The 19,835-nt window shown below is 56.1% G+C and carries 19 protein-coding genes; 9 read left to right on the top strand and 10 right to left on the bottom strand.

Annotated elements, in window-relative coordinates; all coding sequences use genetic code 11:
• Nucleotides 1-21 precede the first annotated feature (21 nt).
• The 3 genes from ACR2R1_RS10810 to ACR2R1_RS10800 form a co-directional block, all read right to left on the bottom strand.
• Nucleotides 22-768 (bottom strand): alpha/beta hydrolase, encoded by a 747-nt coding sequence (locus ACR2R1_RS10810; RefSeq protein WP_434114121.1) that lies wholly within the window; start codon nucleotides 766-768, stop codon nucleotides 22-24.
• Between the two features lie 146 nt (nucleotides 769-914).
• Nucleotides 915-2,693, bottom strand: a complete 1,779-nt coding sequence (locus ACR2R1_RS10805; RefSeq protein WP_434114119.1) for an Lnb N-terminal periplasmic domain-containing protein — start codon at nucleotides 2,691-2,693, stop codon at nucleotides 915-917.
• 160 nt (nucleotides 2,694-2,853) lie between these two features.
• Nucleotides 2,854-3,366, bottom strand: a complete 513-nt coding sequence (locus tag ACR2R1_RS10800) for a DUF3015 domain-containing protein (RefSeq protein ID WP_166642596.1) — start codon at nucleotides 3,364-3,366, stop codon at nucleotides 2,854-2,856.
• Nucleotides 3,367-3,703: 337 nt separating this feature from the next.
• On the opposite strand from ACR2R1_RS10800, the gene ACR2R1_RS10795 reads away from it, so the two are divergent.
• Nucleotides 3,704-5,104 carry an AMP-binding protein gene (locus ACR2R1_RS10795; RefSeq protein ID WP_434114117.1) on the top strand — a complete coding sequence of 467 codons (1,401 nt, stop codon included), beginning with the start codon at nucleotides 3,704-3,706 and terminating at the stop codon, nucleotides 5,102-5,104.
• A 109-nt stretch (nucleotides 5,105-5,213) separates the two neighbouring features.
• Here the strand turns inward: ACR2R1_RS10795 and ACR2R1_RS10790 are convergent, their stop codons facing one another.
• The 4 genes from ACR2R1_RS10790 to ACR2R1_RS10775 form a co-directional block, all read right to left on the bottom strand.
• Nucleotides 5,214-5,618: a hypothetical protein gene (locus ACR2R1_RS10790; protein ID WP_133717899.1), complete on the bottom strand. Its 405-nt coding sequence runs from the start codon at nucleotides 5,616-5,618 to the stop codon at nucleotides 5,214-5,216.
• Between the two features lie 61 nt (nucleotides 5,619-5,679).
• Nucleotides 5,680-6,495 carry a 2,3,4,5-tetrahydropyridine-2,6-dicarboxylate N-succinyltransferase gene (gene dapD / locus ACR2R1_RS10785; protein WP_434114115.1) on the bottom strand — a complete coding sequence of 272 codons (816 nt, stop codon included), beginning with the start codon at nucleotides 6,493-6,495 and terminating at the stop codon, nucleotides 5,680-5,682.
• A gap of 16 nt (nucleotides 6,496-6,511) precedes the next feature.
• Nucleotides 6,512-7,708 (bottom strand): succinyldiaminopimelate transaminase, encoded by a 1,197-nt coding sequence (gene dapC, locus ACR2R1_RS10780; RefSeq protein WP_434114113.1) that lies wholly within the window; start codon nucleotides 7,706-7,708, stop codon nucleotides 6,512-6,514.
• 154 nt (nucleotides 7,709-7,862) lie between these two features.
• Nucleotides 7,863-9,608 carry a proline--tRNA ligase gene (locus ACR2R1_RS10775; RefSeq protein WP_434114111.1) on the bottom strand — a complete coding sequence of 582 codons (1,746 nt, stop codon included), beginning with the start codon at nucleotides 9,606-9,608 and terminating at the stop codon, nucleotides 7,863-7,865.
• A gap of 180 nt (nucleotides 9,609-9,788) precedes the next feature.
• Between ACR2R1_RS10775 and ACR2R1_RS10770 the strand changes: the two genes are divergently transcribed.
• The 8 genes from ACR2R1_RS10770 to ald all read left to right on the top strand — a co-directional run bounded on the left by ACR2R1_RS10770 (nucleotide 9,789) and on the right by ald (nucleotide 15,745).
• Complete coding sequence (locus ACR2R1_RS10770; RefSeq protein WP_434114109.1) at nucleotides 9,789-10,481, top strand: ABC transporter permease; 693 nt, start codon at nucleotides 9,789-9,791, stop codon at nucleotides 10,479-10,481.
• The gene (locus tag ACR2R1_RS10765; RefSeq protein WP_434114106.1) at nucleotides 10,478-11,467 is read left to right on the top strand and encodes an ABC transporter ATP-binding protein; all 990 of its coding nucleotides are present in this window, start codon (nucleotides 10,478-10,480) and stop codon (nucleotides 11,465-11,467) included. Before ACR2R1_RS10770 ends, ACR2R1_RS10765 begins: the two co-directional genes overlap by 4 nt.
• A 280-nt stretch (nucleotides 11,468-11,747) precedes the next feature.
• Nucleotides 11,748-12,173 carry a secondary thiamine-phosphate synthase enzyme YjbQ gene (locus ACR2R1_RS10760; protein WP_077731275.1) on the top strand — a complete coding sequence of 142 codons (426 nt, stop codon included), beginning with the start codon at nucleotides 11,748-11,750 and terminating at the stop codon, nucleotides 12,171-12,173.
• Nucleotides 12,174-12,187: 14 nt separating this feature from the next.
• Nucleotides 12,188-12,670 (top strand): DUF411 domain-containing protein, encoded by a 483-nt coding sequence (locus ACR2R1_RS10755; RefSeq protein ID WP_434114103.1) that lies wholly within the window; start codon nucleotides 12,188-12,190, stop codon nucleotides 12,668-12,670.
• A 28-nt stretch (nucleotides 12,671-12,698) separates the two neighbouring features.
• Entirely contained in the window at nucleotides 12,699-13,700 is a 1,002-nt protein-coding gene (gene glk / locus ACR2R1_RS10750; RefSeq protein WP_434114100.1) for a glucokinase, read from the top strand.
• Nucleotides 13,701-13,800: 100 nt separating this feature from the next.
• Entirely contained in the window at nucleotides 13,801-14,001 is a 201-nt protein-coding gene (locus tag ACR2R1_RS10745; protein ID WP_077731273.1) for a Rho termination factor N-terminal domain-containing protein, read from the top strand.
• Nucleotides 14,002-14,090: 89 nt separating this feature from the next.
• A complete protein-coding gene (locus tag ACR2R1_RS10740) occupies nucleotides 14,091-14,300 on the top strand; it encodes a hypothetical protein (protein WP_077731272.1) in 210 nt (69 codons plus the stop codon).
• 338 nt (nucleotides 14,301-14,638) lie between these two features.
• Entirely contained in the window at nucleotides 14,639-15,745 is a 1,107-nt protein-coding gene (gene ald / locus ACR2R1_RS10735) for an alanine dehydrogenase (protein WP_077731270.1), read from the top strand.
• A 40-nt stretch (nucleotides 15,746-15,785) separates the two neighbouring features.
• On the opposite strand, the gene ACR2R1_RS10730 is transcribed toward ald, so the two are convergent.
• The 3 genes from ACR2R1_RS10730 to map form a co-directional block, all read right to left on the bottom strand.
• Entirely contained in the window at nucleotides 15,786-16,100 is a 315-nt protein-coding gene (locus tag ACR2R1_RS10730; RefSeq protein WP_077731269.1) for a DUF6763 family protein, read from the bottom strand.
• Nucleotides 16,101-16,243: 143 nt separating this feature from the next.
• Nucleotides 16,244-18,907, bottom strand: coding sequence for a [protein-PII] uridylyltransferase (glnD, locus tag ACR2R1_RS10725; protein WP_347257228.1), 2,664 nt, complete (start codon nucleotides 18,905-18,907; stop codon nucleotides 16,244-16,246).
• A complete protein-coding gene (gene map, locus ACR2R1_RS10720) occupies nucleotides 18,873-19,676 on the bottom strand; it encodes a type I methionyl aminopeptidase (protein ID WP_077731267.1) in 804 nt (267 codons plus the stop codon). The genes glnD and map overlap by 35 nt, the downstream gene beginning before the upstream one ends.
• Nucleotides 19,677-19,835 lie beyond the last annotated feature (159 nt).

Genomic DNA, 19,835 nt, shown 5'->3' with positions numbered 1-19,835 from the left:
GATTGTTGGTCGCTGGAGCGTTTAACGTCCATGTTCCTCGAGAAAAGAGAGCAAGCGTTGGCGGTTTTTCTCTTGACCAAAGGTGGCGATGTGAAATCCTTCGGTGACCCAGAGCGACTTGGGTTCGCCGGCCGCTTCGAACAGCGCGATGCTGTGACGGGCCGGCACTATGTCATCGGTTTCGCTGCAGATGATGAGCAGCGGCAATGGTGATATCTCGGCGATATTTTTGATCGGGCTATAGTCGTCCGGCATCAGCCGGGAGAGCGGATACTGTAGCGGCCACGTGATAGGGACTTGGGCCAGTTTGTCACGGGTGATTTCGCGATAGCTGGCAAAAGGCGCATCCAAAACGATCGCAGTTAAGCGTTGCCGCGCTTCCGGATTCGCGCCCGCGTAGTAGGCGCCCAAGTTTGCACCTAGGCTTTGGCCGACAAGGAAAAGGTTTCTGTTCGCTACGCGAGGCTCGCTCAAAAGCCATTGAAAGCCTGTAGCCACATCGGTCAACACTTCCGGCAGACCTGGCGAGCCGTCGGATAGTCCATAGCCGCGATAGTCGAGGAGAAACACCTGATATCCTTTTTCCGGCAGCCAGGCGACGCTATAGATGTGAGTGCTGATGTTCTGGGCATTGCCGTGGAGGAAAAATACCGTTCCGCGCGGGGCGCCGCGAGCAAACAAGAACCAGCCGTGCAATTTAATCCCGTCTGGGGTGACCAGGTTCACATCTTCGTATTTCAGGCCTAAGGCATCGGGTGTGAGCCGCATCGCCCGGTCCGGATAAAAAAGCAGGCTGGCGCATCCGGAAAGGCTAAGGGCGAACGGAATAATCAAAAGATTTCGGAAAAAGCATCGGGACACGGTAATGCTCCATCAGCGCCGGATGCAAATACGCGGCAATATTTGTTCGACTCTCAAAAATACCGCCGCACCGACAAAAGAAATTCACTCGCATAAGTACGCTCTCCCCGGTCTCGGCCGAGACGCAGGTTCAGCGCATAGTCCTTGCCTAGATTCACCGTATGGTCCAAGCGCAATCCGCCCGTGCAATACTCGTCTTCCACGATATAGCAGTCAATTCGAAAGTCCAGCAGTCCCTGCCCGCCCAGGCCGCGATACAGCCAGCCGATGCGGGGGCCAAGCCCGATATCGACGTTCGGTCGAACCGACTCGCTTACTTCAAGCGTGCCGTTCACTAGGCCGAAGATCATTCCGTCGCCGATGCTGTAGCTCAAACCGACGCCTCCGTCCAGATAGCCGACCAACGGTCGGCCGGTTTCAAGCAATTTTCGCCGGGCGCCGAGGCCGACGGACCAGGACAAGGGCTGGATAAACTCTGTGCGCGGGGTTAATGATGCGATATTGATGACATCCACGGCTTCGACGCGGAATCTCTCGTCTTCGTAATACCGGACACTGGCATCGAGAAATTTGATCTGGGCTCCCAGCCGGTAGCCGGCTAAAGGATCGGTCAGATCGTGATAGGCGGAGCGCAATCGGAATGAGCCGAACGCCGTATGATCGAAAAAACCGAAGCCGAGGTCGGCGCGCCAAGGCTTGTGCCCTTCATCATCCCGAGTGGCCGGACGCTCCGGCGGTTTTAGCGGTGAAACGTCATCGATCCGGCTTCGGGCCAGTAGGAGTTTATAACTCAGACCGGCAACACGCTCCCTCGGCAATTTGTCGGCCAACGACCGGTAGCGCAAAGACTCGTATGCCGTCTCCAGTGTAGCCGCTTGTTCGGCGGCAGACATCGGTCTAAGAGCATCGCTGTCCAGCGCGATTTTTCCATCTGCCAACTGTCTGGCCACGCGGCGTTGGTCAGACGTGAGCTGGCGGGTATGCTCGTTCAACACCGTTGCCGCGGATGGACGGTAATCCACATGCTCGACCAATCCCGCATCAACGATGGCGCGCACGGTATCCGAGGGAATGGAGCGGTAGGGAAATTTCTCCCGAAGCGCAAGAGCCGGACGCACGACATCCAGCAAGCTCAAAATACGATAAGAGCAGTTTTCTCCGATAAAGTAATAGTCGAACCGAATCGGCCGAATTTCCCAGACGTGACGGATCAGTTGCGCGGTTTCGGCGGGCGACAGGTTAAGGGAATATTCCCAAATATCGCGGTTTTCGAAGTCGCTGTATTCCTTAACTTTTTCATAAAACGGCTGTACCGAAATCACGCCCGGATAGCCACCGAACAGACCTCGGTACGCGTAGAACAATTCGTTGTCCGCCACATTCACGTCCGCCGCATAATTGATCGTATGGGCCAGCAGGCGTGCATTTTCATCCTGATTTTCGCGGTCTAGGCGCAAAAAAGTATGTCCGAACATGGATGACGGGCTGTTCAGGTAGGATGCGGGAAAGATCAGGCTTACCGAATGGGCCTTCAGGGTCTCGGTCCATTCGGAAAACGCTTTGCAGTCGTGATCCGAAGATAGCGAACCGCCGAAATCGAGCCGGCTTTTTAGCCAATGATAACGAGCGGGAAATCGGCACCGAGGGTGCTCGTCTCCGTCTCCTGGCGCAAAATAGGCTAGAAGGGTGGCGGATAATTCCGCGTCGGGATCGTGTTGACCCGTTTCGGCAAGAAAAAAGGCCGGGTCGTCCGCATCGCTGGCCCAGTCTCCGAAGGGAGTGCGCCGGTAATGGCCCAGGGCCAGCCAGGTAGGGTCGTCGTGCAGACGCATCGCTCGCGCCTGTCGAAGCAGTATCGAGGGATTTTCCGACCCAAAGGCGCGGAAAGCTGCCGTCTGAAATGTCAGAGCAACAACGAGGCATAAGAGCGACTTCACGGCGGATGAAAGAAGAGGCGCTTCATATTTCGGGGAGCGCCTCGCAAGCTAGGGATCAGCCGACGTACTTCGCCAATGCGGAGTCGGACTTCATCACGACGATCAAGGCGTCCATTACCTCGTCGCTGGTAACGGATTCTCGCGGATAAATCACGGCGAAATGTTTCTTGACCAGCGCGAAAAAGGCCAGGCGATCTTCTTTTGCGATGCCCATAACTTCGGAAAGCCCGGCAAGTGTTTCGCCGTTTCCGCGAGACATGTCCTCGGCCAGCTTGGTCATGTTGGCCCCGATGTACATGCGGCCGCCCCTGTAGCGAATGGTTTGGTTGGCGTCGCAACCGTTGGTGCCGGACGATATACCGAAAGTGTTATTGCCGAAGCTTCCATTGGTGGTAATCGCGAGTGAATGGGCGCCGACGCCGCTGTTGCCGTCGAACAGCAACGCTCCCCAGCCGCAACCACTTGCGCCATCTCCCCTGGGACCGGCTCCTTGGGTATGGCTGGTCGCGTGGGCTAGGATAGGACTGATTAACAACAAACCACCCACCACTGTCATCATCTTTTTCATTGGAATTCTCCTTGAGGTTGTTGAACTTAGATCGACACGGAGCGCGAAATGAAGCGCCATTCCCTTAATACCAGATTGTGCCGAAGCTTGTAAATTTATCTGCTGGTTTAAGTCGAGTTTGGAGCGGTTTTCAGTGTTTCAGTCCGGCAAATTGGCGCGACGTTTTGCAGGCAGGTCGTATTGCAGTAATTCTTTTAGCAAAAGCGGGAGATGGAACGCTGGCTCCAAAAGAGTTACGGTTTGTATACAGGAGAATACAGTCGCTTCATTTAAATACCTTAGCGCTTTGCGTATAGTTTTTGCGCAAAAGTCATCCTAAAAATAGCGAATAACACCCGTGCCAAACAGGCCATTAACGAAATATCAAGACAAGATCATTTCCCACGGCGCCAGCCTCCTCAGGCCGCACTATCCATTGATCGACCATTTTAGCGATGCCCGAATTATCGCTATTGATAACGGCCGTTCCATAACTTTGGGCGAATTTTTCCGGGAAGTAATCAATCTGGCGGCAAATCTCCCCGATCGTCCTTACATGGTCAATCTCTGCGAGAACCGATACCGGTTTCTTGCGGCTTTCGCCGCAGCCGTGCTTAAAGGGCAGATCAACCTGCTGCCGCCGAGCCGGGCACCTAGGGTCTTGCAGCAAGTGACGGAACACTATCCGCAGCTTTATTCCCTGGTTGACGGTCCGGATTTTCCGGAAGGACTTGATACGATTGTCCGTTACGATTGCAGCCCACGACAGACGCCACGCCAGGACGCTTACATCCCGGAGATTCCGGGAGATCGAGTAGTTGCAATCGCGTTTACGTCCGGTAGCACAGGCCAGCCGAAAGCTCACGTCAAAACGTGGCTGAGCTTTTGCGAGAGTGCGAAACTGATCGGGGCTGGCCTAGGTTTGAGGCCGGAGCAGTCGGCTAGTGTCATCGCCACGGTACCGCCGCAGCACATGTACGGTCTCGAGACCAGTATTCTTCTGCCGCTTTGCCTTGGCGGAATGGCGCTGCACTCCGGTAAGCCTTTTTTTCCGGCCGATATCCGCGCCGCTTTGGAATTGTGCCCGGAGCCGCGAATCCTCGTAACGACGCCGGTGCACATACGGGCACTGATCGAGGCCGGGGAAGATCTTCCGGAGATCGAGCTCATCGTCTCCGCTACGGCACCGCTTTCTCGCGACTGGGCAGCCAAGGCGGAAGGTCTGTTTCGAACCCGCGTGCTGGAGATTTACGGCTGTACGGAAGCGGGATCGATTGCCTCCCGCCGCACGAGTCGAGACGACATGTGGCATGCGTTCGACGGCGTGCGTTTTCAGGCGAAAGGTGGCGAATCATGGGTCGATGCCCACCATCTTCCCGGACCTGTCGTGTTGAACGATTTGATCGAATGTTGTGGTGCTCGGCAGTTCAAACTGTTGGGACGCAACGCGGATCTGGTCAACATCGCCGGAAAGCGCACCTCGCTCGATGCTCTGAATCATGTGCTGAACGAGATAGACGGGGTCCGGGACGGGGTCTTTTTTTTGCCGGATGGCCCTGAAGGGACCGTCCGCCTGATCGCGTTCGCCGTAGCTCCCGGCAAGACTAAGGAACAGCTGCTTGCAGAATTGCAGGCGCGTCTCGATCCGATTTTCCTGCCTCGCCCTTTGTATTTGCTGGACAAATTGCCTCGTTCGGAGACCGGCAAGTTGCCCCGGCAAGCTTTGGCCGAGATGGCGGAGCAATTGTCGACGATTTGACCGTGGCGTTCTGCTTCGGTACTCGGCGAGGAGTCGAAACGCTCTCCTGGGATAAAAAAAGCCCCGCAGTGTGAGCGGGGCTTCGCATTTTCGAGGACAACCAACCCGTTTATTTAACCTTGATCAGTTCTCGCCCTTCGCTGTCGAAATGGCAGATGCCTGCGACGAAATATTTACAGTCCGGCGATTGCTCGACCTTGGCACCGTCATTGGACAGCAAAATCCTCAGCGCGCAATAGTGAGCTTCGCCTTCTGCCTGTTTTTTCAGCACGATCTCGTTTTCGCTGACTGCCTTGGCTTCGCCTGAAATTTCCGCGGAGCACGATCTACGGCCTTCCTCGGCCGAACCGGTGGGCTCGAAATCCACGTCCATGGTCACCTTGATGTCGTCTCCGAATTTGCGGATTTTAAGATGCTGGACATGATCGCCCTCACGACGGATGTAATGGTCCGTGGAGGCGAAAACATTTGCCGAAAACAACAGGGCGAAAGTCAAAAACAGGCTCTTCTTCATGGTATTACCTCGTAGTTGGGATGGAACTCTCCCGAATGGATTTGCGCGTCTCGGAATTCGATCAATCGCGTAGCAGTTCGTTGATACCGACTTTACTGCGGGTTTTTTCGTCCACCTGCTTGATGATGACTGCGCAATAAAGACTATGGCTTCCATCCTTCGCGGGCAGGTTTCCGGATACCACCACCGAGCCGGCCGGTACGCGTCCGTAAGTGATCTCGCCGGTCATTCGGTTGTAGATCTTGGTACTCTGGCCGATGTAGACACCCATGGAGATGACCGAACCTTCTTCGACGATCACCCCTTCGACGATCTCCGAGCGCGCACCGATGAAGCAGTTGTCCTCGATGATGGTGGGCGCAGCCTGCAAGGGTTCCAGTACACCGCCGATACCGACGCCGCCGGACAGGTGCACGTTCTTGCCGATCTGGGCGCAGGAGCCCACCGTCGCCCAGGTGTCGACCATCGTGCCGGAATCGACGTAAGCGCCGATGTTGACGAACGACGGCATCAGCACGACACCGGGGCCGATGTAGGCGCCGCGCCGGACGGTCGCCGGCGGCACCACGCGGGCGCTCATGGCGGCAAAGTGTTCCGGCCTGAAGCCGCCGAATTTCGGTTCGACCTTGTCGAAATATTTCGTCTCGCCGCCTTCCATGATGCGGTTGTCGGAGATCCGGAAAGACAGCAGCACGGCTTTCTTGAGCCATTGATTGACGACCCAATCCCCGTTTTTCTTTTCGGCGACACGGGCGCGTCCGCTGTCCAGCAACGTCAAGGCTTCCTGAACGGCTTCACGGATCACCGCGCTGGTCGAGGTCGGAGTGAGCTGGGCTCGGTCTTCAAAGGCTTCATTGATGATGTTTTCTAGGGACATGGCTTTACTTTTCGATTTACATGGATTGAATAAACTCTCGAATGCGGTGGGCAGCCTCCACGCATTCCTCCAGAGGGGCGACCAAGGCTATCCGGACATGATTTTGGCCGGGATTGATCCCATGCGCTTCGCGGGACAGAAAACTGCCGGGCAGCACGGTCAGATTTTGCCGCGCATAAAGATCCTGCGCGAATTGGCAATCATCGCGGTGGACATCGGGCCAGAGATAGAAGCCGCCTGGCGGTATCGACAGGTCCAGATGGTCCTTCAGAACGTCGTGGACTGCGGAGAACTTCCGCCGATACGCCGCTCGGCTTTCCGTGACATGCTTTTCATCTTGCCAGGCTTTGATGCTCGCGTGCTGAACCGGCAGCGAGAGCGCGCAGCCGTGATAGGTGCGATACCTCTGGTACTGCTTGAGGATATCGGCATCCCCGGCAACGAAACCGGACCGCAGTCCCGGCGCGTTGGAACGCTTGGAGAGGCTATGAAACACGACGCAGCGCTTGAATTCCGTATTGCCCATGTCATGGGCAGACTGCAGCAAGCTTGGAGGCGGAACCGATTCGTCAAGATAAATCTCGGAATAACACTCATCCGAAGCGATGATGAAATCATGGCGCTCGGACAGATTGATGAGCGCTCTATGCGTCTCGGCGCTAATGACGGAGCCTGAGGGATTGCCGGGCGAGCAGATGTAAATCAGCTGGCAACGTTCCCAAATCTTGTCCGGCACCGATTCGAAGTCCGGCAGATAGCCAGTTTCTCGTGTCGTATTGAGAAAATAGGGTTCCGCACCGCCCAGCAGGGCTGCGCCTTCGTAGATCTGATAGAACGGGTTGGGCATCAATACCAGCGGTTGCTCGGCGGCATCGATGACACACTGAGCGAACGAGAACAGCGCCTCGCGGGTCCCGTTGCAGGGCAGTACGTGGCGTTCCGGGTCCACGCTCGCCGGAGGCAGGGAAAACCGGTGCGACAGCCAGTCCGCGATGGTTCGGCGCAGTTCCAAGAGCCCCTTGGTGGCCGGGTAATTGGCCAGCCCGTGAAGGTGCGCGATCAGGCTTTCGGCAATGAAGTGGGGCGTCGGATGCTTGGGCTCGCCTATCGAGAGCGCGATATGAGGTTTGTCGCCCGGCGGAGTAATTCCTTGCTTGAGTTCGGACAGCTTTTCGAACGGGTAGGGCTGTAGTTTTTGCAGATGAGGATTCATGCCGGACTGTTCGGTTCCAAAGTTCAGCGCCTTACCGCTTAAAAAGCGGGGCCATAGTATAAGGGCATGCGAGGGCGGTTCCAACTTGCGCGATCAAACCGCGCAAACTGTGGATGGACGGTCCGGCGTCCCGCAGCTGGACGCCGGACTGCGGCTAACCGATGCCGTTTAGCCGTGCCCGAATGAACGGCACGACTTCCTCCAGCGGAATTTGGATCGCTTCGGCATCCCGTCGCCCCTTGTATTCCGCCTGATTCGATTCGAGCAGGCGCTCGCTGACGACCACCCGATGCGGAATGCCGATCAGTTCCAAGTCGGCGAACATGACGCCGGGACGAACCTTTCGGTCGTCGAACAAGACTTCGATCCCTTCGTTCCGAAGAGAGCGGTACAGATGCTCGGCAACCTCCTGCGCCCGTTCCGATGTGTGCATGTTGATCGGCGCGAGAGCGACCTGGAACGGTGCGAGCGCTTCGGGCCAGACGATTCCCCGTTCGTCGTGGTTCTGCTCGATGGCGGCGGCGACCACGCGTGACACGCCTATGCCGTAGCAGCCCATGATCAGCGCCTGGTTTTTTCCTTCTTCGTTGAGCACCGTGGCCTGCATCGCTTCGCTGTATTTGGTGCCGAGCTGGAAGACATGCCCGACTTCGATGCCGCGTGCGATGCGGAGATTTCCTTTGCCGTCCGGGCTAGGATCGCCTTCCGTCACCTTGCGGAGGTCGTGGACATGTCGGGGCGCCGGTTGGTCTCGGTCCCAGTTGACGCCGATCAGATGGAACCCCTTCTCGTTGGCGCCGCAGACGAAATCGCTCATGGCCGGAACGGGGCGATCGGCGATGACGTTTATGGCTCCTTTCGCGCCGGGCATTTGGACCGGGCCGATGTAGCCCGCCCGAGAGCCCATGTGCTGCTCGATTTCATCGTCGGTGGCAAAGCGGAAACTGCCGAGGATCTTTCCGGCCTTCACTTCGTTGAGCTCATGATCGCCCCGCAGCAGTAACAGGCAAAACTCTTCCCACTCCCTATCGAGGTCGCGCTTGCCGATCATCACGGCGATGGCCTTGACGATTTTTTCAGCAGGGACGTTCAGGAATTCCGCTACCTCGGCAATACTGGTCTTGCCAGGGGTAGCGATCTTCTCCATGGGACGGCTCGCAGGCGCACGCGCTTCGGCGGGAGCGATAGCTTCGGCCATCTCGATATTGGCGGCATAATCGCTCCGGTCGGAAAAGGCGATGGCATCCTCGCCGGAATCGGCCAGCACGTGAAACTCATGGGACATGCTCCCGCCGATAGCGCCGGTATCGGCCAGCACCGCACGGAATCGCAGTCCCAGCCGTTCGAAGATACGGGAGTAAGTCTCGTACATCCGGTCGTAGGTTTCCTGCAAGGAGTCCTTGTCGAGATGGAAAGAGTAGGCATCCTTCATCAGGAATTCGCGAGCCCGCATGACGCCGAACCGCGGGCGGATCTCGTCCCGGAATTTCGTTTGAATCTGGTAAAAGTTGACCGGCAACTGCTTGTAGCTTTTGATTTCGCTGCGGACCAGATCGGTGATGATTTCCTCGTGAGTGGGACCTAGGCAGAAATCGCGCTCGTGGCGATCCTTGAATCGGCAGAGTTCCGGGCCGAACACATCCCAGCGCCCCGATTCCTGCCAGAGCTCCGCGGGTTGCACCGCCGGCATGAGCACTTCCAAAGCGCCGCTGCGATCCATTTCCTCGCGGACTATGTTTTCCACCTTGCGGAGTACGCGCAGCCCCAGAGGGAGCCACGTATAAAGACCGGCGGCTAGCTTGCGGATCAGACCGGCGCGCAGCATCAGCTTATGGCTGACGATTTCGGCATCGGCCGGGGTTTCTTTGATGGTGTTGAGCGGAAATTGGCTAGTGCGCATGATGGATGGAATACGTCCAAATGAGAAATGATTCTATTGTATCGTCAGCCAGCACGGGCCGTCAGCGAAGATTGAATCGTGCAGGTCGATTTTTTGAGCGCGAGAACAGAGCGACCGGAAAACTTGCTTGTTCTTTCGTGTTTTCGCAAAATTCGGTCCTGCCGCTCCTGTTATTCCTTCATGGACTACTTTGTCGATTCTTTTTTTGCCGCGCTCCGTCTAATCTTTCAGTTCGATCCCGAGGTTTACCGAATCGTCTGGACATCGCTCGAGATCTCGCTTACCGCAACCGTTTGCGCAGCGCTTCTCGCGGTTCCGGCCGGCGTCTGGTCCGCATCTATTGAATTTAAGGGAAAGCGGCTCCTGCGGCGGAGCTTGAACGCCTTGATGGCGATGCCGACGGTTATGATCGGCCTGATTTTTTACGGGTTGTTCAGCCGTCGCGGGCCGTTGGGCGAGTTCGCTCTTTTGTACACCCCGACGGCCGTCATCATAGGCGAGGCGGTGCTGATTTTTCCGCTCATCATGAATCTTGCGATGACCGCCGTCGAATCCGCCGATCCGCGTCTGCTGCCTACGTTGCGCTCTTTAGGCGCCAGCCCGGCGCAGCAGTTCGGGCTGGTATTGTCGGAAACCCGCTTGGCCCTGTTGGTGGCGGTTGCGGCCGGTTTCGGGCGAGCCATCGGAGAAGTGGGAACGGCGATGATGTTGGGCGGAAACATCCAGGGGCTTACCCGTACCATGACGACCGCCATCGCGCTGGAGACGAGTAAAGGCGAGTTCGAGCTCGGTTTGGCTTTGGGCATGATGTTGCTGCTGGTCGCGTTTTCGGTGAATTGGCTACTGCAATCTGCGGACCGGAGTGCCGGTTGAAGCGAGCGTATTGGCTGGAGCACGTGGTTTTTGCTTATGGGGATAAGCCGGCGTTGACCATCGATCATCTGGCGATCTCCGCCGGCCGGATTACGGCGCTGATCGGTCCGAACGGCGCCGGTAAGAGCACGCTTCTCGAGCTGCTCGCTTTTCTGATTCATCCGGATGCCGGCGAAATGTATTTTTTCGGTCAGCCGGTCAGGCGAGAGGACGTTCTGGCACTTCGGCGCCGCGTCGGGTTGGTGGCGCAAAGTCCTTATCTGCTTCAGGGTAGCGTGATGGATAACGTGGAGTTGGGACTGAGGCTGCGCGGTATCGGAAAGGAACAGCGGCACCGAAGTGCGATGGATGCAATGGAGCGAGTGGGACTTGCCGGATTCGAAAAGCGATCCGTCAGGGCGCTTTCCGGAGGCGAGAAACAGAGGGTTGCCTTGGCGAGAGCGCTGGCTCCGGCACCCGAAGTGCTGTTGTTCGACGAGCCATTTACGTATCTCGATCAAAGTAATGTGCGCTTGGTCGAGCAGGTGCTCTCGAATTATGCGCGGCAAAGTGGGAACACGGTGGTGTTCAGCACCCATGAGCAGGTGCAGGGTATCGCGCTCGCCGACGAGTCCATCAGCCTTTTCGCCGGAAGATCGGTCGGGGCGCCGCTCGTCAATTTGTTTCGCGGAGCGCTACGAAACGGCGTGTTCGACACCGGCAAGCTGGCGATACAGGTGCCGCGTGCGCTGGATCAGGGATCGCATCTCTCCGTCGATCCCGAGGAGATCGTGCTCTCCCCGGAACCTCTGAATTCCAGTCTCCGTAATTCGTTTCGCGGCCGTATCATCATGATCGCGGAAGAGGCGGGGCGGGCGAGGATTACCATCGATATCGGCGAGAAACTTAACGCCCGGATTACACTCGAGTCGCTGCAAGTCCTTGGTTTGGAACTGGGGAAGGAAGTTTGGGTCAGTTTTAAAGCCACGGCGGTGAAAGTGTTTTGACCGTTCGGAGTCCGCCGCCGTGTTCTCGACGTTTTAATCAAGTCAGGAAAACGCGTATTTACGCCGTATGACGGATTGGCTATGGTGAAACCATAATTATTTACCCGGCCTATAAATATAGGCCGGGTAAATCCGGGGCAGGGATGCCCCGGCGCGGCGACAAGCCGCGTGAGCCCAGGCCGGGCGTGTACACCGGCCTGGGCGGCGGCCCGAAATACCAGGAGGGTATTTACGGGCCTGATTAATAAAATTCATAAAGCAGATAATCCGATACGCCAAAATGTGGCTACAAAAACGAATCGCGTTGAAACCGCGAGCGCGCGGTTTTCACCTAATCACCGAAGAATTGCTGGGGCTTTTGCCTGAATTGAGGAAATTTCGCATCGGTATCGCTCATTTTTTCATTCAGCATACCTCCGCGTCGTTGGTTCTCAATGAAAACGCCGACCCGAGCGTGCGGCGCGACCTGGAAACTCACCTGAGAAGTCTGGCACCCGACGGCTCGGCTCATTACACCCATACCTTGGAGGGGGAGGACGATATGCCGGCCCACATCAAATCCTGTCTGATGGGTTCCAGCGTAACCGTTCCGGTCGGCGACGGGCGATTGCTGTTAGGCACCTGGCAGGGCATCTATTTGGGCGAGCACCGTGATCTTGCTGGGTCGCGCTCGGTGGTCGCCACTTTGAACGGGGAAACGTTTTAAACCTGGAGTGATCAATGAAATTTTTGCGTTTGATGCTACTAACGGTAGTTCTGTCGCCGTTTTCGATCCGTGCCGAAGAGAGCGTATGGGACAAAGGCGTACCGGTCCTCGAGAACCCGGTGGAAATGACCGTTTATCGCAGCCCCACTTGCGGCTGCTGCGGAAAATGGCTGGAGCACATGAAAAAACATGGCTTTGCCGTGCGCGATATCAAATCCAACGATATGGACAGGATCAAGAAAGAACTGGGAGTGCCGGAGAATTTGCAATCCTGCCATACCGCGCTGGTCAACGGTTACGTAGTCGAAGGCCATGTTCCCGCTGCGGATGTCCAGAAGTTGCTGCAAGCCAAGCCCGAAGCGGCGGGATTAGCTGTTCCCGGCATGCCTGTGGGTACGCCCGGAATGGAAATGGGCGGGAAAAAGGATCCGTTCGCCGTGCTGCTCTTCGACAAGAAGGGGAGGGTGAGCACGTTTCAGGAATACCGATTTTATTGATCTCTCCTAAGAGACAGGGAGGGCCGTCATGCTACTAGCGGGCGACGTGGGTGGAACGAAAACGATCCTGGCTTTGTACGACGGGGGGCTGGAAGGACTGCCCGCATCAATATTGAGGGAGGAGACCTATCCGAGTGCGGGATATGGCTCGTTCGAGGACATCGTTAAAGATTTCTTGAGGGATCAGAGCGAACCGCTGGACGCCGCTTGCTTCGGAGTCGCGGGCCCCGTCGTCGACGGCCGCTGTCAAACCACCAATCTACCCTGGTTGATTGACGAGAGGCGCCTGATGCCCCTGCTGGGCATCTCCAAGGTGAAATTGCTGAACGACCTTCAGGCCATGGCCTTAGGTTTGCTTTGGCTGCGGTCTGACGAGTGGGTCGAGCTGAATCCCCGTGCAGTGCCCGCAACCGGCAACCGGGCGGTCATCGCAGCCGGTACCGGGCTCGGCCAGGCCGTATTGTACTGGGATGGTCATCTCTATCATGCATTGGCAACCGAAGGCGGGCATGGGGATTTTGCGTCCAACAACACCATGGAAGACGGCTTGCTTGTATATCTTCGAAACAAGTTCGGAGGGCATGTGAGTTATGAACGGATTTTGTCCGGACCGGGAATCGTCAATGTCTACGAGTATCTACGCGACATAAACTATGCGCCCGAATCGCCCGAATTGGCCGGCGCGATAAACAGGGCGGAGGACCCCGCACGGGAAATCACCACGCATGCCTTGCATCGGGGAGATGCGCTGTGTCGGGGAACTCTGGCCCTGTTCGCGCGCATTTTTGGTGCGGAGGCCGGCAACTTGGCCTTGAGGTGTTTCGCTACCGGCGGCGTGCTGGTCGGCGGCGGCATTGCGCCAAAGATTCTGCCCGCACTACAGGACGGCCATTTCATGCAAGGTTTTTGTGCTAAAGGCCGGCTTTCAGAGTTTCTCTGCGCTGTCCCGGTCCGTGTTGCCTTGAATTTTCACACTGGGTTGATCGGGGCGGCCGATTTTGCGGCACGCATGTTGCTTGAAAAGTCCTGAGACGCTTGATGGCTGGATTTCCTTAAGGCTGGTTTGGTCCTTGTAATGCAATCATCAACTTCGTATCTCAGAATTAATCGATTTCCGGAGGAGGTTCGTTATGCGTGTCGATGAAGTTCGGGAGATCGCCAAACGTATGGGCTTGGTTCCAGGCCGCATGAACAAGCGGGATCTGATCCGAAAGATCCAGATTGTCGAAGGAAACTTCGACTGCTTCGGTACGGCTCGCGATGCTGCCTGCGATCAGCATGGTTGTTTATGGCGAGAAGAATGTTTTTCACAGGCTAAAAAGGAGAATTAGGGGCTTTCAATTAATCGATAAGTTCGTTCCAAGGAAGTTGAGACGCGTAGTCGCGCTGTTTTTATGCATCTGAAACCAAGGAGAGATTGATGATCGCTGCAGAGCTATTGAATTTAGCCCGCCATGAGGGTATCCGAGACCTCGAATATTTCCGTACAGAAAAACAACTCGTGTGGGCTATCCAGCGAGCCAGGGGTAAAGCCGCATGTTTTTTGTCCGAGGATCGCATGGAGTGCAAAGAATTCGAGTGCCAGTGGCGCCGGGAATGCCTTAAGCTGGTTGCCGAATGGCGCCGGTGAGCGATCTCGGGGACCAGACCTTCCGGTCTTGGATTCGCGTGGCAAAGCGCGAACAAGATTGTCTGCATCGGGGCGGAGGCACAAACCTCCGCCTCGCTACGATATTGAGGCCGATTCAGCCGGGCTCTGATGTTCACTTTAGAATCGCGGAGATGTCGGCCTCGATAATTGTTTTTGCTGACTGATCGCTCGACAGAGTATGTGGCTCTGGGTTACACGCCAAAGCGTCGACTACGGTTAGACTAGAGAATAAGCTCGAGTCGTTCTGAGGATGGCCTGGTTCCTCCGAACGTATACAATCGTTCATAAGTTTCAAGTCTGTAGAGCTGCATACTGCTATGAGAATCGGGGTACCTAAAGAAATCAAGAATAACGAAAACCGCGTCGCGCTGACGCCGCATCAAGCATCGATACTTGTCGAGGCGGGGCACGAAGTTTTGATCGAAACGAATGCGGGGCTCGGTTCCGGATTTAAGGATGAGGAATACGTTCGGATGGGCGCTCGTATTTGCGGCGTCGAGGACGCATGGAATTCGGACTTGGTTCTCAAGGTCAAAGAGCCGATAGAACCGGAGTACCTTTTTCTCCGAAATCAGATCGTGTTTACCTTCTTCCATCTTGCGGGGGCTCCTCGCTCGCTCACTGAGATCTTACTGGAACGCCGCACTATGGCGGTGGCATACGAAACCTTGGAGGACAGATCCGGTCGATTGCCGATTCTCGCTCCCATGAGCGCGGTCGCGGGTAATATGGCGGCACTGGTCGGTGCTTATTATCTGGCCGAGTTCAATGGCGGTAGAGGGGTGCAGCTCGGCAAGGTTCTGGGCGCGAGACACGGAAGGGTGTTGATCGTAGGCGACGGGGTCGTGGCTTTTCACGCCGCGCAGACGGCGTGGGGGCTTGGGGCTCAGGTTTCTGTTGCAGGCATCGACAAGGCCAAGGGCGAGCGGATGCAGCGCGAAATTTCAGGGGAACTCGAGTTTTTTGCTTCCGAGCCGGACGTCATTGCACGCCGTATATGTGAAGCCGATTTAGTCGTCGGCGCGGTATTGCGGCACGGGGCCAAGGCAGACTACGTGGTGACCGAGAAAATGGTCGGATCGATGCAGCCCGGTTCCGTGATCGTCGACGTCAGCATCGATCAGGGCGGCTGCGTGGAAACTTCGCGGCCCACTACTCATTCAGAACCCGTTTACGAGAAGCACGGCGTCATCCATTACTGCGTGACCAACATGCCCGGCGCTTATCCCCGGACATCGACGATCGCTTTAACCGAGGCCAGCTTTCCCTATGTCCTCCAGTTAGCCAATCAGGGCTTGACGGCGTTTCGCGAAAATCCAGGGTTTGCCAAGGCCGTAAACACTTACCAGGGACATCTAACCTGCAAGCCCGTAGCCGAAACGTTCGGATTCATCGAGCGATACAGCGCATTTCCCGCATCGTGATCGTTCGGGCGGCGACGAGGCGAGTCAAGCCAAGCGAAAATCAATGCTCGTCTTCTTCGTTTAGAAAGTCGTCCAAGGTGAGATCCCGCTGATCCGGTTCATGCAAATCCGGATCGGTGTAACCGAGGTCATCGATTTCCACGTCATCGAAAGGAGCGCTCCAGTCTTCGGGGGGCTCTATAGGCGCAAAAGGCGATTCGTACCAAGAGGCAAAGTCAAATTCGCCGAGATCGCCGTTGAGATACTGGATTTCGATGGCGTCGTTTTCCTCGTCCAATGCGACAACACGAAACGATCGTCCGGTCTCGGCATCTTGATACCAGTTTTCGAGCAGCGGATCTGCAACCGTCGGCATGGCTTTATCCTCCGATTAGGCTTGGAAACATGGCTTCCAAAAGGTACGACCCATTGATCGGTCGCCGCAAGCATAGCACGAGTCTTTGACGAAAAAACGGGGTTGCGGACTCCGCTATATCTGAAACGGATGCGGAAAAACGTTTAATTTGTTCCCACCAGCGCGATGATCGCTTCGCTCAATTGGCGCTTCTGGAGTTCGCTGTTTAGCGGATGATCGCGATGGTCGGTGATATAGAAAATGTCTTCGGCTCTGCTGCCGATGGTGGAAATTTTTGCATTATAGAGGCGCACGTCACATTCCCTGAACGCTTGGCCGACCTTCGACAAAAGCCCAGGGCGGTCGGTGGCGACCAATTCCAGAATCGAATAACGGTTCTGCGGGTCGTCGTGAAAATAAATTTGAGTGGGTACCGTGAAATGTTTTATTTCCCGCGGTTCGCGCCGATGGACGCGTAGCGGTGTGCAGCTCGGTTGTAGCAGGCATGCCCGCAATCGGCTGCAAATCTGGGCCTGCCGCAGGTGATCGTTGATCGGTTCTCCAGTCTGCTCGAGGACGTGATAGCTGTTCAACACATAGCCATCGGCGGAAGTGATGATCTTGGCGTCGAAGACGGTCAATCCGAGTTGGTCCAAAACCGCCGTACTGTAAGCGAATATGAAATCCTGGTCTTTCGCATACAGGAAAATTTCCGCGCTCCCCCGCTGGCTGACCGGGCGCAACAGGACCAGGGGTAAGTCTCCCGGCTTGCAGGCGCTGATGGCCACGGTATGCCAGGCGATTTCCTCCGCCAAATAGCGCAGAAAATATTCGTCGTTAACCATCTGCCAGACTTTTTCGATGGTTCGGTCGCTGATGCCTAAGCGCCTCAGCAGAGCAAGGCTTTCCGCTTTGACCGCATTGATCTTTTCTTCTTGTTCCAGCGGTTTTGTGAGTCCTCGTCGGAATGTCCACCGCGTCGTGAGATACAGTTCCTTGAGCAGGGCGTCTTTCCACGAGTTCCACAGGTTCGGGTTGGTGGCGCGAATGTCGGCCACGGTCAAGAGATATAGATAATTCAGCGTGTCTTGGTTGCCGATGGCGGTGGCGAACTCATGAATGACGTCTGGATCGCTGATATCCTTGCGCTGAGCTGTCATGGACATGAGCAAATGGTTCTGAACCAGCCACTTGACCAGGTCGGTGTCCCGACGGCTTATGCCGTGGCGTTGGCAAAAACCCTCGGCAATGTCCGCGCCGATGACGGAATGATCGCCGCCGCTACCTTTGGCGATGTCGTGCATTAAGCCGGCAATGTATAGAAGCTCCGGTCTTTCGATGATCTGAAAAATTTCATTGCAGAGGGGATGCTCGGCTCTGTGCTTTTCTAGAGCGAATCGTCTGAGGTTGCGTACTACGAAGAGCGTATGTTCGTCCACGGTGTAAACGTGGAAGAGATCATACTGCATGCGGCCGACGACGCGGCCGAAAGCCGGGAGATACGCGGCCAGAATGCCGTAGCGGTTCATCCTCCGCAGTTGATGCGTGATGCCTCCCGGTTGGCGCAGGATTTCCATAAAAAGCCGGCAAGCTTCCGGATCGTTGCGGAAATTCTCGTCGATCAGGTAGAGATGTTGGCGAATGAGCCGGATGGTCGCGGCGCGTATGCCTAACAAGCTGGCGTTTTGCTGCAATAGGAGAAATATTTGCAGCAGGGCAAGAGGCTGTTCCCGAAAAACGTTCGGGTGCAGTGCCTCGATGTAGTTGTTGACCGCCTGAAAGTTTCTGTTGATCGGGAGGATTACGGCATCTTCATCGCGATGCAGTGCGGCTTCCTTGAACAGTTGCAATAGCATTTCGTTCAGCCGCTCCAGTCCCATGACGGTGCGGAAATAGCGCTGCATGAATTGCTCGACCGCTTGGTTGACGTCCGGATCCTGATATCCGAACTGTAGGGCCAGCTCCTTTTGATACTCGAACAGCAGGCGATCTTCGCAACGCCCGGTCAACGTGTGCAAGGCGAAACGGAGCTGCCAGAGGAAATGCTGCGCTTGCATGAGCTCGCCGTGCTCCGCTTCGGTTAGCCAGCCGTGCAGGAGCAGATCGTTCAGATTCGACGCATTGTAATGGCGCTTGATAATCCATCCGATGATTTGGATATCCCGGAGACCGCCCGGGCCCTCTTTGATATTAGGCTCCAGGTTGTAGGCCGTGTCGTGGTATTTGGCATAGCGTGCGGCTTGTTCAGCCATCTTGGCTTCGAAGAACTCTCGCGAGGACCAGAGATGTTCGGGGCCGATACGCGCCCACAGCTCCTTGAACAACGCCGAGGAACCATGGAGCAGTCGGGATTCCATGAGATTGGTGATGACCGTCACATCTTGCCGGGCCTGTTCCACGCACTCTTCGATCGTACGGACGCTGTGAGCGGGCTTGAGGCCAATGTCCCACAGCAAATTGAAGAAATCGGCCAAGCCTTGCCGGTAGGGCGGTTCTTCGGCTCGATTCGCGCCGCTGTGGTGAAAATCGAGGAGAATCAAAACATCGATATCGGAGTAAGGGTGCAGCTCGCGTCGGCCATAGCCCCCTACCGCAATAAGTGCGAGCTGTTCGGCGTCGGATCCGAGGAAATGATTCCAGCAGGCTCCGAGCAGTTCATCGATGAAATCGGAGCGCGCCTGAATCAGTTCGGCGGCTGGTATGCCGGCGTGAAAGCGCTCGGTTAGCTCCGCATTATTCTGTTGGATATGTTCTCTAAGCGACCTGATGCGCTCGGCGGACGAAAGGATATCGTCATAACGCGGCGAGTTTAAGTCGGCCGTTTTCAATCGCGTGTGCCTCTTCTTGACGCAGGGTGAGGATTTCGTAGCCATCCGCCGTAACTAAAACCGTGTGCTCCCACTGTGCGGACAGGCTGTGGTCTTTAGTTACAGCGGTCCATCCGTCGGGAAGTATTTTCACGTAGCGTTTGCCCAAGTTGATCATGGGTTCGACGGTGAAAATCATACCCGGTTCCAGCATTATTCCGGTATTAGATTTGCCGTAGTGGAGCACCTGGGGGTCTTCATGAAAGTTCCGGCCGATACCGTGCCCGCAGAACTCTTGCACGACGGAATAGCCGTGGGACTCCGCATGACGCTGAATGGCAAAGCCGATATCGCCCAACCGCGCGCCAGGACGTACTTGCTGAATTCCCAGATACATGGCCTCCTGACAGATCTTCACCAGGCGTTTGGCTCGTATGGGCACTTCACCGACCAGAAACATTTTACTGGTGTCGCCGTGATAGCCGTCCTTAATTACGGTGATGTCGATGTTGACGATATCGCCGCTTTTCAGTTTCTTCGGACCTGGTATGCCGTGGCATACCTGATGGTTCACCGAGGTGCAGATGGATTTGGGAAATCCCTTGTAATTCAGGGGAGCGGGAATGGCTTTTTGCACATCGACAATGTAGTCGTGGCAAATTTGATCCAGTTCTTCAGTCGTTACCCCGGGAACCACGAATGGCTCAATCATTTCCAATACTTGTGCAGCGAGTCGGCCCGCGACACGCATTTTCTCAATTTCGGCAGGCGTTTTCAGGATGATGCTCATCGCGAGATTCGTTGGTTCGTGTGGCGCTCGGTCGAGCGAGGATGCGGGAAAAGGGTCGGATTGTTGAATAAAGCAGGTTATGGTATAAAGCGCTGCTATTTTTGGCAATAACACACACGTATCGTCACGTCCGGCGGGGTGCCACATCCCCGTGATTTG

It is taken from the genome of Methylocaldum sp. GT1TLB (assembly GCF_051027445.1).
GTDB lineage: Bacteria > Pseudomonadota > Gammaproteobacteria > Methylococcales > Methylococcaceae > Methylocaldum.
Note: the sequence above shows the minus strand (reverse complement) of the source record. Positions and strands in the feature narration are given on the sequence as shown.